This window comes from Vibrio sp. SCP2 (assembly GCF_059295395.1).
Genome location: NZ_JCAFVV010000003.1, coordinates 26,985 through 42,472 on the forward strand (window position 1 = coordinate 26,985; position 15,488 = coordinate 42,472).

Consider the following 15,488-nt stretch of genomic DNA (forward strand, 5'->3'; position numbering starts at 1 on the left):
TAAAATGGCTTCTATTTTCATGAGAATCGACGGTACAAAACCTAAAGGCGCTGCAACAGTAGAAAAGATTGGTGGTAAAGATGGCTTCTTCGCTATCGACACTATCACTTGGAATGCTGTACGCGGTGTTGGCATTGATGTCGGTAACGCTAACAACGCAGACCAAGGTATGGTTGCGCTAGGTGAAGTAAACGTGACACGTGGATGTGACGGTGCAACTCCTCACCTAACAACATTCCTATACGCACCAGGTGGTGAAGGTAAAACTGTTGAGATCGTAATGACTAAGCCTAACCGTGAAGGTTCTGGTGCTGATCCATACCTAATCCTAACACTTAAAGCTGCTCGTATGTCTAGCTACAACATGGCTGCATCAGACGGCACACTACCAAACGAATCATTCAGCCTGACGTACACTGAAATTTCTAAAGCGTACTACATCGAAGGCGAAGGCGGTAAGATCGAGAAAGGCCCTGAAGTTGGCTTCGATGCAACTGCAGCTAAAGTGACTTCGACTGCAGCGTAATTGAATAAGGAGATCCATTGTGGCACTTAATTCCCAACACAAACGCGTAAGTAAGAACCGCGTAAGTATTACTTACGATGTGGAAACTAATGGCGCTGTAGAAACCAAAGAACTCCCATTTGTTGTTGGAGTAATTGGTGACTACTCGGGTCATAAGCAAGATAAAGAAGATGTTGAAGAGCGCACGTTTTACAACGTCGACAAAGACAACTTCGATAATGTCATGAAGCGCGTCGGCCCAGAATTGAGCCTAAAAGTTGACAACGTACTGGCTGACGATGATAGCCAGTTTGAAGCCAACCTACAGTTTAACTCAATGAAAGACTTCGAACCGGAAGCGATTGTTGAGCAAGTAGAACCACTGAAAAAACTAGTAGAGACACGTAACCAGCTTAAGGTTCTGCTTTCAAAAGCTGATCGCTCTCGTGACCTAGAAAAGCTACTTAAAGAAGTTCTTCAAAGCGCTGACACAATCAACGCACTTTCTGAAGAATTAGGTATCAATAAAGAAGGAGCTGAATAATGAGCACAGAAGCTGAAAATCAAGCCCAACCGGAAGCTGCAGAAGGTGCTCTTAGTTTTCTAGACAGAGCGATTGAAGCGACGACTCAGACTCCGGCTGATACTACAAAAGAACTTTTCTCTGTTCTTGCTGAGCAAGCGCTATCTGGTACGGTTACTTGGGACAAGAACCTGACTAAGACCATTGAAAACGCAATTTCTGAGATCGACAAGAAGCTTTCACAGCAGCTATCTCAGGTCATGCAGCAGAATGATTTCCAAAAGCTTGAGGGCTCTTGGCGTGGTCTGCAAAAGCTTGTCAAAGAGAGTGAGCTTGGCCGTGATCTTAAGATCAAGATGGTCGACTTCAGTCAAGAAGAGCTACTAGAGCAATTCGAAGATGCTCCTGCGATTGATCGTAGCCCACTGTTTAACGCCGTTTATCAAGGTGAATTTGGTACGGCTGGTGGTGAACCATACGGCACCTTTATCGGCGACTATGAGTTCAGCGCTAAAGACGAAGATGTTGCCTTACTTCGCTATATGGGTGAAGTTGCAGCTGCATGTCACGCACCATTTGTCGCGGCTGCAAATGCACAAATGTTTGAATTCAATGACTTCACAACATTTGACGAAGGTAAGCCTGTAGCGGCAGGTTTCGACTCTCCAGCTTATGCGGCTTGGAATTCGTTCCGTGAAAGCGATGATGCTCGCTACGTAACACTAACGCTTCCTCGCACTATGGCTCGCTTGCCATACGGTGCTAAAGGTCTAAGCACTAACTTATTCGAATACGAAGAGTTAGGTACGGATATGGACGGCAATCCAAATCCAGCAAGCAACGATGAGCTAGTTTGGTCAAACGCTGCTTACGATCTAGGCCTCAAGATGACTCAAGCTTACACCGCGTCAGGCTGGTGTACTGCGATTCGTGGTCTAGATAATGGTGGTAAAGTAGAAAACCTACCTAACCTGACCTACAAAACGGAAGCTGGTGATTTAGTACAACAGTGCCCTACTGAGGTTAACTTGACCGATGAACGTGAAAAAGAGCTTAGCGATCTAGGCTTCTTACCACTGGTTCATTACAAGAACTCAAATTACGGTGTGTTTATTGGTGGTCAAACGACTCAAAAACCAAAAACTTTCACTGATCCAGATGCAACAGCAAACGCTGCAATCTCTGCTCGTCTGCCTTACATCATGGCAAGTGGCCGTATCGCTCACTACTTGAAGGTAATGGGCCGTGACAAACTAGGCTCAAACCTAGAGGCTCCAGACATCCAACGTGAACTTCAACTTTGGATCGACCAATACACCAACGCTGGTGCAATTGGCAATGAGCAACGTGCGAAAACACCACTAGCTGAATCACGTATTGAGGTTGTAGAACAACCAGGCCGCCCAGGTTCTTACTCTGCGGTAGCGCATCTACGCCCATGGCTACAACTTGAAGAACTGACAACCTCGGTTCGAATGGTAGCTAAGATTCCAGGCTAAACCAGAAATCAGGCCGGACTTGTCCGGCCTATTCTTTCTCTATTCTCAGGACATGATGAATTTGAACATCGATTCAGAATGGCAACGGAATTTTGCCGGATTAGACACCACAGACAACGACTTTTTGAAAGAGTCGCTATCTCTGCTGTCTGAGATTGCTCCGGAAGCACTCACCAGTAAAGGTCGTTTAACTGTGTATCTCGCTCAGTTGATCACCGAGCTAGACAACGGTATTTCAAAACAGCTTGATGAGATACTGCACCACAAAGACTTTGAGACCCTTCACGGCAGTTGGCTCGGACTGGGAGGCTTAGCCAAGCTGCCCGTCAACAAGCAACGTACAAAACTCAAACTGCTTGATATGGATTGGTCCGAGATTTCAAACGACGTCAACCAAGCCTATACCATCAAAGGGTCTGAACTTTACAACAAAATTGGCAACAAAGAACTCAACACTCTAGGTGGTCACCCATTTGGTAGCATTGTTTTTACTCACAAAATCTCACTTGATATGGATTTTGATGCGGACTATGACGACTTATTCACCTTGGAGCTATTAGGTAAACTAGGTGAAGTTACCTTATGCCCTATGCTGTTTTCTCCCGATGAACAATTCTTTGTACAGCCAACTGCAGACTGGTTATCCGATACTAACCGGATTGAAAAAATCCTTGCAGGTAGCGACTACAAACCTTGGCAAGAACTACGACAAAAAGCTTCATCAAAGTTTGTTGGACTGGTCATGCCATCCATACGTATGCGTAACAGTTATAAGAATGCCAAAGTTGGATTTATCTACAACGAGGCAGGCCAAGGTCTGTGGGGTAATGCTGCATTCGCTTTCGCTGCAACCATCATGAGAGAACATCATCGAGTAAATTGGTTTGGTTTTTTGAAATCTCGCTGGAACGATAAAGCTCAGGGTGCACTGGTTAACTTAGAGCATCACGACTGCCAGTTTTTATCTCGTCCTGAAACGGATGTCGTTTTGTTTGGTCAAATTTCGACCTTCTATGCGCAAAATGGATTTATTCCGTTGACGAAGAGTGCCTTGAGCGAAAAGTTTTACTTCAATGGCAACAATTCGATTTGGCAAAGTAGCTCTCAAACCGATAACGAAAAAGTGCTCACACAAATTCAAACCAGCCTGATGTCTTGTCGTATCGCTCATTACTTAAAAGTACAAGTGAGAGAAATGATAGGTAGCTTCAATACCGCATCAGAGTGTGAGCTTTTCTTAACGCATTGGATTGAAAAATTCTCAAGCAACGTCTCATTTGCCAACGAAGAAACATTGTCCAAATACCCGCTAAGCTTCGCCAAGATAAGCGTTACAGAATCTCCGCACCACAAAGGAAGCTTTTCTTGTACTTTACGTATTGTTCCCCAATACCAGTATGATCATTTCACTGGCGAAGTCGTCCTGACAACTGAACTGGATGAGGTGGCGTAATGAGTTTCTGGAAAACCTTTGTTCAGCCACACGAAAACTCTGGTCCGAATGACGACATTGAGGACATCAAGTATAACCTAACGAAACTTCTTGAATCGGAAGCATCTCTACTCGAGATAGATGATCGCTTTGTTGAACTGCAGCGTTCTAATTTTCGTTTTGGTATTGAGGACGTGCAGTTACTTAGCGCTAGTCTAGACCAAGCTCAACTCGCGCTTCGTTTAGAAAGCTACATCAAACACTTCGAGCCAAGATTAACCAACGTCATGGTTGAACTTGGTGAACGCAAAGAAAATGAAAACGCCATCGCGTTTAACATCGTTGCAAAGGCCAAAACCACTCAAGGAGAAACCGAGTTGGTATTTGACTCAAAAATTTCGCTGAATGATTTAAGAACATTAATGACGGAGGACAGTTATGAGTGATCCGTTATTAAGATATTTCGAACAGGAGCTGACTCTTGTTCGACGCGCTTTAGGACAATTTGGACACCAGCATCCTAGTCATGCTGAACGTTTAAACATACATCAAGGCCAAATCGAGGATCCAAGCCTTGCTCGGCTGCTTGATGGCGTGGCTTTACTCAATGCCACAGTCGAAAAAAAACTATCAGACCAATTGCCAGAAGTGGTTGAAGGTTTGCTTGGTGTTTTGTACCCAAGCTACATACAAACCGTTCCGAGCATTGCTTATCTCCAACTCGATGAAGAGGCAGATCTGGCCGAGTCAGTAATACTGCCTAAAGGTTCTCAGTTCTCAGCCGTAGCGCAAGGTCAAAGCTGCACCTTTACTACTATCGATGAACTAAAAACCACCTCATTTAAGTTGATGGATACCACTGCCTCTAGTGCCCCTTTCAAGTTCAATCGTCCAGTTGGTACAGAGCAAACAACGGCAGTAATACAGCTCAGCTTTTCGACGGGTGATCCAGATGTATTTTTCTCGTCATTGGATTGTGAAGACCTAGACATTTTTGTTCAAGGCTTTGAAAACAATGCGGATTCACTGGTCGAGCTGTTGCTTGCTGAGACCCAAGCTATCTCTATCTCTGATGCAGACTGCGAAAAACATGCGGTACTAGAACCCGAGCGTTTAAAAAGTAGAATCAGCGACACGAACTTCCAGTTTTTGCCCCAAAAAGGCAATCAGTTTGCAGGTTATCAACTGATCAGTGAGTTCTTTTTCTTTAAAGAGAAACGTCAGTTCTTCCGTCTTAAAGAGTTCGGTCAAGCAATCAAGCAATTTGATACATCAGATATTGTTCTGAACCTGTTTATGCATAGCTTACCGACTGAGTTTATGCGCTTATTCGATAACCAAGTATTTAAGCTAAATATTGTACCTGCGATTAACTTGTTCGAACAAACCGGTGAGCCTACAACCTATGATCAGCGTAGTTTAAGTATTCCAGTCAATGCTGACGCACACAGCGATGGTGATATTGAGATCGTTGAAGTCACCGAGGTGTATGAAATCACCTCGATGGGAGAGAAAACGCTCACACCTCTGTTTAAAGACAGCTATCGCTCGGATCCAAAAGCTGATCATTGGCAATGCACTCGCGGTAGCGACAATGAATTCAGACTCGCAATCAGCCTAAATAATCAACAAGACCTGGAGTTCAATAAACTGTACGGTACTCGGCTTCTTTGTACTAACGGGAAACGAGCTTGTGCTGTTCAAGGGGATTTCGAGTGTCTAGAGAGCATCGATTTGCCGGGTGAGTTTAGCCCTATTTATCCACCCTCAGCGCCTATTTCACGAGAGCAAGACCCACATTTGCACTGGCAGTTTATCGCCCTGCTGAATGCTAACTTTGTCTCCCTGCTTCATGCAGAACATCCTGAAGAAGCGTTAAAGAGAATGCTGCGTTTATGTAGTCGCAGTCAAATTTCTGCAGACGAAATCCAGACGATTCGTAACGTCAATATCCGTTCACAAGTGTCTGCACTAAGAATTCTTGGCAAAAACGTTTTCTCACCAGGAACAGAAATAGAGATTACATTGGATACTACCAGTGGTTTTCTAGTTTTCAGCGACGTTCTAAATCGCTTTTTCCAGCAGTTTTGTAGTTTTGATCGTTACATCCAACTGTCGATAAAGGTTTATGGCCGCGATGGTTACGTTAAACGCTACCCAAAGATTCACGGTAGCCAGAGCGCTTTATAGAGTTGGGTGGAAATCATGAAAGTAGTCAATGACCTAACCAATAACACTGAAAAATACGATTTCGCTCAAGCGATGCGTTTACTGTCGCACTTTATCTCTGAATCAGATCAGCGGATTCGCTTGGTACTAAAAGCCGAAGCAATGCCAACCGGTGATGCAAGTGAAATCCAGTATTTTTCTTTAAAGAACAATAACGCTAAGCTGAGACTTGCTAAGCAAGCGTTATCGGGCGTTAAAGGTGTAATCCCTTACTACATTTATGAAGAACTTTTGGCAGCTCTGCATGACGACGACCATGCTTTAAAAGACTTTCTCGATGTATTCAATCAGAGGTATTTTGAACTTGTCGCTCAGCTGGAGACCTCTCCTTGGTTAGTGGTTCAAAATGAGCTGCATCCTGAAAAGTCGCGTCTACTTAACCACATAGCTGCACTTAACGACGAGCACGGTAACTTTTTCCAATACTCATTCTTACTGGGACAAAATAGCCGTAACTTAAGCAGCTTGGAACAAATGCTGAATGATTATTTCCCGTATGAGGTTGAAGTCTCAGCGAAGCACCAAGAGCGCCGTCAACTTCCATTAGACTCACTCACCAAACTCGGCGTTAATCGCAATTACAACAGCCGTGTTGGACAAGGGTTTCTAATCGGAAAAACCTGTTTGACTCATTTTAATCATTTGGTTGTATCGATAAAACCAGCCAATGAACAAGACCTTTTAGATATTCAAAATGATCGAATGCTTGCAAGTAGTATGCGTGAACTCATTCAGCATTACCTTCGCGATAATACTCCAGTTTCGATTTATCTTAAGGTTAAACGCGAATACCTTTCGCGACCTACACTTTCCAGCAACATCAACCGTGCAGCAAAACTGGGAGAGGTTGATTGCCTCGCTCCAGAAAGAAAGCCGCACAAAATGATAAGTATCTTGCTCAAATAATGGAAAAACACTCCGTAGCTTCGTTGTTTTGATGCTTCGAAATACAAGGACAACCGTATGACACAAGTAACACTAACAAATTTAGTCGCCAAGCTTTCACCTGAGCTGAAACAGGCTCTTGAAGTCTCTGCTGGCGCAGCCATGAACCAAGGCGTTCCTTCCATCGAGATTGAGCATTGGTTACTGCAATTAATTTCTCAGCAAGATGCTAACTTGAGTAACTTGATGCAATCTCAGAAATTGTCTCAAGACGCAATTGTTAATGAACTTTCGACCAAGATCGCTCGACTTCCAAAAGGAAGTGAAGGGCAACCTACTCTAAGTCATGGCTTAACCGAACTTATTAAAGACGCATGGATGATCGCGTCAGTAAACTTCGGCCACGGCGAAGTGATCAGCTTGCATTTGATACAGGCGTTGCTGCAACAAAACGTATTGGGAGTAAACACGCTTCAACTAGAAAGTTTGCAATCAGTATCACTCGAGTCATTACAAGGGTTGATTAACAAAACCGCTGTTGCTCGTAGCAAAACTTCGGCAGCCGAAGGTGGTGCACCAGCAGGCCAACCGTCAGCAAACGATGCCCTAAGTAAGTATACGATTAACCTAACTCAGCAAGCGATTGACGGTAATATTGACCCAATATCGGGCCGAAACGCCGAAGTTCGCAAGGCCATCGATATTCTTTGTAGAAAGCGTCAAAACAACCCGATCATGGTCGGTGAACCGGGCGTAGGTAAGACAGCCGTTGTCGAAGGGCTAGCACTTCGAATTGCAGCGGATGAAGTCCCAGGTGCACTTCAGGGTGTGCAAATCCATTCTCTGGATTTGGGATTACTTCAAGCCGGAGCAAGCGTTAAAGGTGAGTTTGAAAACCGACTTAAAGACGTCATCAACGAAGTGAAAAACAGTGAAGTACCCATCATCGTATTCATTGATGAGGCTCATACTCTCATCGGTGCTGGCGGTGCTGCTGGTCAGAATGACGCGGCAAACTTACTTAAACCAGCTTTAGCGCGCGGCGAGTTCAAAACAATCGCTGCAACGACATGGGCTGAGTACAAGAAGTACTTTGAAAAAGACCCTGCCCTTACTCGTCGTTTCCAAGTGGTTTCTATCGAAGAGCCTAATGCAGAAGATGCAAAGCAGATGCTGCGCGGCGTAGCAGCTTCACTACAAAAACACCACGGTGCTTTCATCGCTGAAACCGCCATTGATGCAGCAGTCAACCTGTCTATTCGTTACCTGCCTAGTCGTCAGTTACCAGACAAAGCGATCAGCCTGCTCGATACGGCCAGTGCACGTATTGCCCTGACTCAAGGCGCTAAACCTGAAGTTATTGAATCTTTAGAGCAAACGATTCGTTATCAAAAGAACGAAAAAGCGGCTCTGGAAAAAGAGAATGCGCTTTTCGGTATTGCTGAAGATGAGATTAAAGAGATAACAGGCGAAATTGAAACCAATGAATCAAAACTTGAAGCCCTGAACATTCGTTGGAAACAAGAAGTTGAATTGGTTGATCAAATCAAGGCTTTGCAAGATGAGATTAGCAACGCAGAAGGTGAAGAGAAAGGCGATCTTACCAAGCAGACGGCTCTCAATGACACGCTAGACAAACTTCACGAATTACAAGGTGAATTGCCTCTCGTAAATGCAATGGTCGATGACAATACGATTGCCCAAATCATTGCTAACTGGACAGGTATTCCAGTAGGCAACATGATGAGTGATGAGATTGCTCGATTGCTTTCGCTTGAGGAAGAGCTAGATAAGCGTGTTATCGGCCAAAATGTGGCAAAACAAGAGCTTGCTAAGGCTATTCGTATCTCTCGTGCAGGGCTCACAGACAGTCGCAAACCAATTGGCGTATTCCTCATGTGTGGTCCAAGTGGCGTTGGTAAGACAGAAACAGCCATGGCACTTGCGGAGCAACTGTACGGAGGAAGCAATGACCTAACCGTGATCAACATGACCGAATTTAAAGAAGAACATAAGATCTCTATGCTTTTGGGGTCTCCTGCTGGTTATGTTGGTTTTGGTGAAGGTGGCGTGTTGACTGAAGCAATTCGACGCAACCCTTATTCTGTTCTTCTCCTTGATGAAATGGAAAAAGCACACCCAGGTGTTCACGATTTGTTCTATCAAATCTTTGATAAAGGCCATATCAAAGACAGTGAAGGACGCACGGTCGATTTCAAAAACACCATTATCATTATGACTTCCAACGCAGCAGACCAAGCGATATGTGATGCGTGTGAAGATCGTGAAGAACGTATGACCAATGAAGAGCTTCTAGAAAGCATTCGCCCTGACTTACAACATTACTTTAAGCCAGCATTCTTGGGCCGTACCACGATCGTGCCTTATTACCCACTTAACGATGAAGAGCTATCGAAGATTACCGAAATTTCTCTTAATCGAATTAAGAAAAAATTGGCTGAACAGTATCAAGCGAGCTTCACTTGGGATAAGGGCTTTGTCGACTTTGTTGTTAACAAAAATACGGACCCAACAACAGGTGGTCGCGCCGTTGAACAGATCATCAACCGTTCTCTGATGCCAAAGTTGGCGGAAGAATGTATCAGCCGCCTGAGCCAACAACAGCCTATTTCTCAAGTTTCGGTTGTTGCAGCATCAAACCCAGCGGGTTTTGAGCTAACCATTAAGTAACAAGTAGCCAAGGAAAGCAGTAAGTATGAGCAGTAACCATGTCACTTCACGTCGTACGTTTTTCTCGTTAAGAGTCAAACTCGTGTTAGCGATTTTCGCAGTCTTACTGTTTTCCAATGGCTTAAACAGCACATTAAACTATCTAAATTTTGAGAAACGACTAACCCAAACCAGTGATTCGACTTATCAAGTCGTCTTAAACGAAACCGATCACGATATTAAGCAGGCTATAAGTTTAGGCCTGCCACTTTCTTCTATTTCAAACATCCAATCTCTTTTAGAGAGACGCCTATCGCTTGTTGACGGAATTAGCCGAATGCAAGTCGTCAACAATAAAGGGGATGTCCTCTACTCTGCTGGTGAAGCCACTGAGAACGAACGACTTATCGCGTCTGACATCACCAATACTTTTGATGTTAAAGAAGGTGCTCTTCAGCTTTACTACTCCAGCGGCTATTTAGACAGCATTAAGCAGACGCTTCTTATGCAACAACTGTTTGACACCTTAATGTGGGTGTTAATTGCATGTTTTATTGGCTACTTTGCCTTATACACTGGCTTAGACTTTTTGTTAAAGAAGCTGAAAGGTATTTCTGAAACCCTTGAACAGCCGGGGCTTACGGATAAAGAACTTATTGAAAATGCCAATCAACGCTTTTTTGCTAAAAAGGGAAAAAATGGTTGGCAACGCGTTCGAGATAAATATTTCCCACTACTCATTATTGCATTGGCTATCGTTCTGACTATTGCTTCAAATGTGGGGAGTTCTTATCAGGCACTCGATAAGTTTTCGACTACTTACGAAACACAGTTAGAACAAAAATCCATCGTCATTGGTGACACACTCAGCAGTATGATCCAAAGGTTGCTCAAACAAGGTGTGCCCCTAGATAGACTCTACGGCCTCGAAGACGAGTTTTCTGAGTATCTTAATCAGCATAAAGAACTGCTCTCTATTGAGCTTCAACAGGCTGAAACGTCTTTGTATCAATACCCGAATAACTTTACGGGTAACGACCATTCATCTTCAGTAAATCTGGAAATCGACCCAGATTCACAAACATCGATCAAGATGACCACCGACATGAACATTATCCCTCAGTTAATCGAAGATAGCTTAATGGATATGTTAACGGTGCTTATCGCTTCAGCCCTAGTGGTTATCGAAATTATACTTTTTGTCTGTAATTTCATGATCATAAAACCTTGGCACCAGATCAAACAATTACTAACAGACTCAAAAATTGGCGCATCATTGTGGCTCGCGCGAATTTCTGCCAAAGATGAGCTTGGGCGTGTGACTCATAGCATCAACTCGATTATCCAAAGACAACATTCAAACAAAGAGCTTAAGGTTAAAAATCTTCAAGACTATCGCTTTATTCGACTGCCATTGTTTATGTTGGTTTTTGCAGAGGCGGCCTCATTGGCATTTTTCCCAAACTTTGTAGCCAGCTTATCTCGCTCGCAAGATTGGATACCTGAAAGCTTAGTCACCAGCTTACCTATCTCTCTGTTTATGTTCTGTTGGGCAATTTCCCTACCCTTCGCTGGCTATTGGTCAGATAAAGTAGGTCGCCGAAAATCGTTAATTGTCGGCGGTTTAATCACGAGTACTGGCCTAGCTCTTACCGCTGTCTGTCAAACACTTGAACTTCTACTTATTGCGAGAGCCTATACGGCAGTGGGTTATGGGATCGTCTTCATTTCTGCCCAAGGGTATATCACTGATACTACGACGACAAAAAACCGAACTAAAGGTATGTCTACCTTCTTATCGTCGTTTTTCTCTGGTTCTCTGTGTGGCGCGGCAATCGGTGGTATCTTAGCGGACAAGCTTGGCTATAGCGTTACCTTTATGCTCGCATCTGTCTTAGCCTTGGTTAGCGTTTTATTTGTTATGAGCTTTTTCAGCCGCGGCAGCTCAAACGCTCAAAGTAAGCCAGTTCGGCTCAATGACTTTAAAGTCTTACTCAGCAACAAATACTTCTCACTGATCACTTTTTTCAGTGCGATACCGGCCAAGGTCGTTCTCACAGGCTTCCTTTATTACATCTGCCCAGTTTATTTGCAGTATTTAGGAGAAAGCAGCGCAGTATCGGGTCGTGTCATGATGAGTTACGGCATCGCGATTATTGTCATTTCACCATTGAGTGCTTTCCTCGTAGATCGTTGGGATAACAAGATTAAGTTCATCGTATTTGGTGGACTACTCTCAGCATTAGCCTTAGTCAACATCGTCTTCCTGCCAGGTACGATGGGGTTATTAATGATCGTTATTCTAATTGGTATTGCACACGGCATCAGTGTCTCACCACAAATTCCGTTGGTCATGGACTTACTCGCCAACGAGGGGATCGATAAAGGAAAAACAATCGGTATTTTCCGATTAACCGAGCGTATCGGAAATATTGCAGGACCAATGCTAGCGGGCTTATGCCTCAGCCTATTTGGTTTCCAAGACACCATCATACTGTTTGGCATCACGCTGTTTATCAGCTCGACGGTGTTGGTGGGTTTCTACGCATTCTTCACTAAAAAAGATAGACAACTAGAGGTAGCAAAATGAGAGTTTTAATCTTAGTTTTGATCACCTTGGTCACGCAGTTCTCAGTACCAACGTTGGCATTCGCAGCAGAGAAAAAGCATGTTGTCATGATCTTATGGCGAGGTGTTACCGATGCTGAAAAAGGCTTTATGGAATATCTCTCTAGTAAAATGCCCATCAGCTACACCTTACTTGATGCCAAAAGAGACAGGGAAACGTTATCTAATTATATTAATAACATAGACTCATACGATGCAGACCTTGTGTACACGTTTGGTACCACAACGACGCTCTCACTCTTAGGCACCGAAGACAAACCAACGTCATTTAGACAACACAGCAACACCCCTGTGGTCTTTAGTATCGTGACAGATCCCGTTGGCTCAAAGATCATCTCTGACGACGGCTCCATGCATCGTAACTTTACTGGTGTGAGCCATATTGTGCCCCATCAGGTTCAGTTTAATGCGATTCAAAAGTTACCCAATATTTCGACAATGGGCATCGTATTCAACCCGTTAGAAAACAACGCAGTGATAACCGCACGCAAGATACAAATGCTATCTGCGAAGTTCGGTATGGACGTCTACTTGTATCCTCTTCGAACTAAAGATGGTAAACCAGACCTAAGCTCACTCTCGAAAGTGATCGAAACCATGCTTGAAGATAGGGTCCAGCTTGCTTATTTACCACCCGATTCCTACATCATCAGCCAAGGGAAAGGCATCGTAGATAGCCTTCACGCCCAGGGAATAGCTACTTTTTCAGCAACTGAATCCCCTATTCGCAATCATAACGCGCTATTTGGTATAGTTAGCCGTTATTATAACGTTGGTGAATTTGCTGGACACAAAGCAGAGCAAATATTGAGCAACAAACGTAAAGCCCAAGATTTGCCTATTGAGCCACTTAGCCAGTATTCATACATTGTCAATGTGGGTGCCGCACGCACTTTGGATTATTATCCCCCTGTTTCAATTTTAAAAATTTCCGAGTTAATTGGAGGAAATGAATGGTCAGAATGATGCCATGTTTTGCTTTCTGCCTAATGATTATGATGGGACTGCTTAGCAGCACCCATGCTTTCGCACAAACTAGCATTGGACCTGCTCGATTACTGTTAACCACTCAAGAGTGGGCGCCTTACCAAGAGTACAAGCACGGACAAATGCAAGGTTTAGCACTAGATAAAGTAAAATGCATCCTTGGAAAAATGGGCCAACCATACCAACTCACAATGACCAGTTGGTCTGATGCGCAACTACGCGTACACAGTGGCGCGCAACACGGTTTCTTTGTTGCTACCCAAACTGATGAGCGAGATGAATACGCCACACTTTCGGCACCTATCGCAGAACAAAAACTTATGTGGTATTTCGGCCCCGGTGTCGAGCCTAAAATAGATGAGTTGTCAAAGCTTAACCTTAAATTCTCGGCTAAATTTGGGTCGAATAAGTGGTTTTGGCTAAAACGTAACGGCTATAACGTAGTCAAACAGCCTAGAGATGCTAAAGTATTACTAAAGCTTTTAAAACAAAGGGAAATTGACATTGCTTTAGAAGATGATTTGGTCTTCAAAAGCGAACTAGATGAAGCAGGTTTACCGAGCGATTTTTTCCAGTATCAAGTTCTCGAAACTAAACCGATGGGCGTCTATTTTTCAAACCGTTTCCTAACTAAGTATTCTGGTTTCTTGTCTGCATTCAATGCAGCCGTATCTAAGTGTGAGAGGTAACTAGTGGCCGTCAGTATCCATTTGATTTCTGTACCCACTGAAGAGGTTGTAGCCTCAAGAGTTGTGTATCTTCCAGAATCAGGAGGCACTCTTGGTCGTGCCCCTGCGTGTGATATCTGTTTACCCGACCAAAGCAAACGTATTTCCCGTACTCATGGCGAAGTCCGCCTAACCGACCGAGGCTATGTATTGATTAGTCGTGGTCAAAATTGCGCTTCATTAAACGACAAAGTCATGGTGAGAGATAAAGAATACCCACTCAATGACGGAGACATCATAAAAGTAGAAAACTACACCATGCTTGTTTCTACTCTTGTTTCATCAAGTGCTGAGCCACCTCAACAAGACGATGACGACTTTCTCTCTCATCCATTTGAGTTAAACCTTAACGATGACGATACTGAGTTCTTAGAACAAACAGAAGCACCAAAGCAAAAACAAAGCGGCGCTTCATTTTCGCATAAAAATGTTCTAAGCGATGATCCTTTTGCCTCAGACCCGTTTGAAGATCTAGATAGCGACGAAATCGCTGCTCATGTCGAAGTGGACGAAGTGGCACAAACAAAGACGTTCGAACAGGCCACCGATCTAGAGTATCTGCCTATCGATACACCAAGCAACAATACTCAGTTGGAAGCGTCTATTGAGAAGCTACTTACGCTATCTGAGAAAAACCAACAATATTTGCAAAACCCAATGCTTCACCATGATGCCTTGTTTGATGCATTAGAAAAAACCGTTGATCAGTTTCTCAATGAGTTCGCTCCTAAAGAACTTGAAAATCAGTTTAGCGAGTACCTGTCTGGTGGACTGTTCAGCAACAAAGAGAAAAAGTATTGGAAGATCTATCGTAAGCACTTCCAGCACAGACAACAAAATGGAGACTTTCGTCGCCAGTTCAAAGCTTTGTTTTTGGAAAATATGCAGAAACAGCGAGAGGAAGGTTGATGAGGAAGTGGTATTTAGCGGCAGTGCTGTTGTTAGCTGGATGTTCTTCTGATCCAGTTCCTGTCGTTTCTCAATACAACTTAACAATAAAGTCAGATGCAGCAATGAATCCGTCTGATTCAAACACAGCAAACCCTGTCGTCGTTAGATTGTATCAATTAACCGACGTACAGATGTTCAAACAAGTACCGTTTATCGATCTGTATTCAAATGATGTTCAGCTGTTAAGCGCGAACCTAGTGTCAAAACAAGTGTTGCCAGTAATACTTCCAGACACAAGCACAGAGCAAGTATTAGATATTAACAAAACGACCCAGTACGTTGCCGTACTTGTTGAGTTTGTTGATTACCAGAATAGTGAAACCAAGGCATTTTCCACTTTGCCAGTACAAGCAGATCAATATCTGCAGCTCAACATACAAGGGGCAAAAGCCTCGTTAGAAATAGTCACACCTGAATCCAGCTGGTGGCAAGTATTTTAGTCAGTATATAG

Annotated in this window: 13 protein-coding genes; all 13 read left to right on the forward strand. The window is 43.7% G+C overall.

Features of this window, described 5'->3' with window-relative positions; genetic code table 11:
* Window positions 1-4 precede the first annotated feature (4 nt).
* The 13 genes from AC5O63_RS11185 to tssJ are packed head-to-tail and all read left to right on the forward strand — an operon-like array spanning window position 5 to window position 15,477.
* Window positions 5-526 carry an Hcp family type VI secretion system effector gene (locus tag AC5O63_RS11185; RefSeq protein ID WP_004749480.1) on the forward strand — a complete coding sequence of 174 codons (522 nt, stop codon included), beginning with the start codon at window positions 5-7 and terminating at the stop codon, window positions 524-526.
* Window positions 527-545: 19 nt separating this feature from the next.
* Entirely contained in the window at window positions 546-1,049 is a 504-nt protein-coding gene (gene tssB / locus AC5O63_RS11190) for a type VI secretion system contractile sheath small subunit (RefSeq protein ID WP_004748702.1), read from the forward strand.
* Complete coding sequence (gene tssC / locus AC5O63_RS11195; RefSeq protein ID WP_494505031.1) at window positions 1,049-2,527, forward strand: type VI secretion system contractile sheath large subunit; 1,479 nt, start codon at window positions 1,049-1,051, stop codon at window positions 2,525-2,527. The genes tssB and tssC overlap by 1 nt, the downstream gene beginning before the upstream one ends.
* A 55-nt stretch (window positions 2,528-2,582) precedes the next feature.
* On the forward strand, window positions 2,583-3,980 hold the full coding sequence (locus tag AC5O63_RS11200; RefSeq protein ID WP_494505032.1) for a type VI secretion system contractile sheath domain-containing protein: 1,398 nt from the start codon (window positions 2,583-2,585) through the stop codon (window positions 3,978-3,980).
* Complete coding sequence (gene tssE, locus AC5O63_RS11205) at window positions 3,980-4,405, forward strand: type VI secretion system baseplate subunit TssE (protein WP_494505033.1); 426 nt, start codon at window positions 3,980-3,982, stop codon at window positions 4,403-4,405. The genes AC5O63_RS11200 and tssE overlap by 1 nt, the downstream gene beginning before the upstream one ends.
* Window positions 4,398-6,149 (forward strand): type VI secretion system baseplate subunit TssF, encoded by a 1,752-nt coding sequence (tssF, locus tag AC5O63_RS11210; RefSeq protein WP_494505034.1) that lies wholly within the window; start codon window positions 4,398-4,400, stop codon window positions 6,147-6,149. Before tssE ends, tssF begins: the two co-directional genes overlap by 8 nt.
* Window positions 6,150-6,164: 15 nt before the next feature.
* Complete coding sequence (locus tag AC5O63_RS11215) at window positions 6,165-7,094, forward strand: type VI secretion system baseplate subunit TssG (protein WP_494505035.1); 930 nt, start codon at window positions 6,165-6,167, stop codon at window positions 7,092-7,094.
* Window positions 7,095-7,151: 57 nt separating this feature from the next.
* Window positions 7,152-9,764, forward strand: coding sequence for a type VI secretion system ATPase TssH (gene tssH, locus AC5O63_RS11220; protein ID WP_494505036.1), 2,613 nt, complete (start codon window positions 7,152-7,154; stop codon window positions 9,762-9,764).
* A 25-nt stretch (window positions 9,765-9,789) separates the two neighbouring features.
* Window positions 9,790-12,333, forward strand: coding sequence for an MFS transporter (locus AC5O63_RS11225; RefSeq protein WP_494505037.1), 2,544 nt, complete (start codon window positions 9,790-9,792; stop codon window positions 12,331-12,333).
* Window positions 12,330-13,337: an ABC transporter substrate binding protein gene (locus AC5O63_RS11230; protein ID WP_494505038.1), complete on the forward strand. Its 1,008-nt coding sequence runs from the start codon at window positions 12,330-12,332 to the stop codon at window positions 13,335-13,337. Before AC5O63_RS11225 ends, AC5O63_RS11230 begins: the two co-directional genes overlap by 4 nt.
* Window positions 13,325-14,047 (forward strand): type 2 periplasmic-binding domain-containing protein, encoded by a 723-nt coding sequence (locus tag AC5O63_RS11235; RefSeq protein WP_004749482.1) that lies wholly within the window; start codon window positions 13,325-13,327, stop codon window positions 14,045-14,047. Before AC5O63_RS11230 ends, AC5O63_RS11235 begins: the two co-directional genes overlap by 13 nt.
* 3 nt (window positions 14,048-14,050) lie before the next feature.
* Window positions 14,051-14,995 carry a type VI secretion system-associated FHA domain protein gene (locus tag AC5O63_RS11240; RefSeq protein ID WP_494505039.1) on the forward strand — a complete coding sequence of 315 codons (945 nt, stop codon included), beginning with the start codon at window positions 14,051-14,053 and terminating at the stop codon, window positions 14,993-14,995.
* Window positions 14,995-15,477 carry a type VI secretion system lipoprotein TssJ gene (gene tssJ / locus AC5O63_RS11245; protein WP_004748690.1) on the forward strand — a complete coding sequence of 161 codons (483 nt, stop codon included), beginning with the start codon at window positions 14,995-14,997 and terminating at the stop codon, window positions 15,475-15,477. Before AC5O63_RS11240 ends, tssJ begins: the two co-directional genes overlap by 1 nt.
* Window positions 15,478-15,488: the final 11 nt, after the last annotated feature.

Coding starts and splice junctions, on each gene's coding strand:
- tssJ (WP_004748690.1), top strand. CDS start 14,995: ATGAGGAAGTGGTATTTAGCGGCAGTGCTGTTGTTAGCTGGATGTTCT.
- AC5O63_RS11200 (WP_494505032.1), top strand. CDS start 2,583: ATGAATTTGAACATCGATTCAGAATGGCAACGGAATTTTGCCGGATTA.
- AC5O63_RS11235 (WP_004749482.1), top strand. CDS start 13,325: ATGGTCAGAATGATGCCATGTTTTGCTTTCTGCCTAATGATTATGATG.
- tssF (WP_494505034.1), top strand. CDS start 4,398: ATGAGTGATCCGTTATTAAGATATTTCGAACAGGAGCTGACTCTTGTT.
- AC5O63_RS11225 (WP_494505037.1), top strand. CDS start 9,790: ATGAGCAGTAACCATGTCACTTCACGTCGTACGTTTTTCTCGTTAAGA.
- AC5O63_RS11230 (WP_494505038.1), top strand. CDS start 12,330: ATGAGAGTTTTAATCTTAGTTTTGATCACCTTGGTCACGCAGTTCTCA.
- tssC (WP_494505031.1), top strand. CDS start 1,049: ATGAGCACAGAAGCTGAAAATCAAGCCCAACCGGAAGCTGCAGAAGGT.
- tssH (WP_494505036.1), top strand. CDS start 7,152: ATGACACAAGTAACACTAACAAATTTAGTCGCCAAGCTTTCACCTGAG.
- AC5O63_RS11215 (WP_494505035.1), top strand. CDS start 6,165: ATGAAAGTAGTCAATGACCTAACCAATAACACTGAAAAATACGATTTC.
- AC5O63_RS11185 (WP_004749480.1), top strand. CDS start 5: ATGGCTTCTATTTTCATGAGAATCGACGGTACAAAACCTAAAGGCGCT.
- tssE (WP_494505033.1), top strand. CDS start 3,980: ATGAGTTTCTGGAAAACCTTTGTTCAGCCACACGAAAACTCTGGTCCG.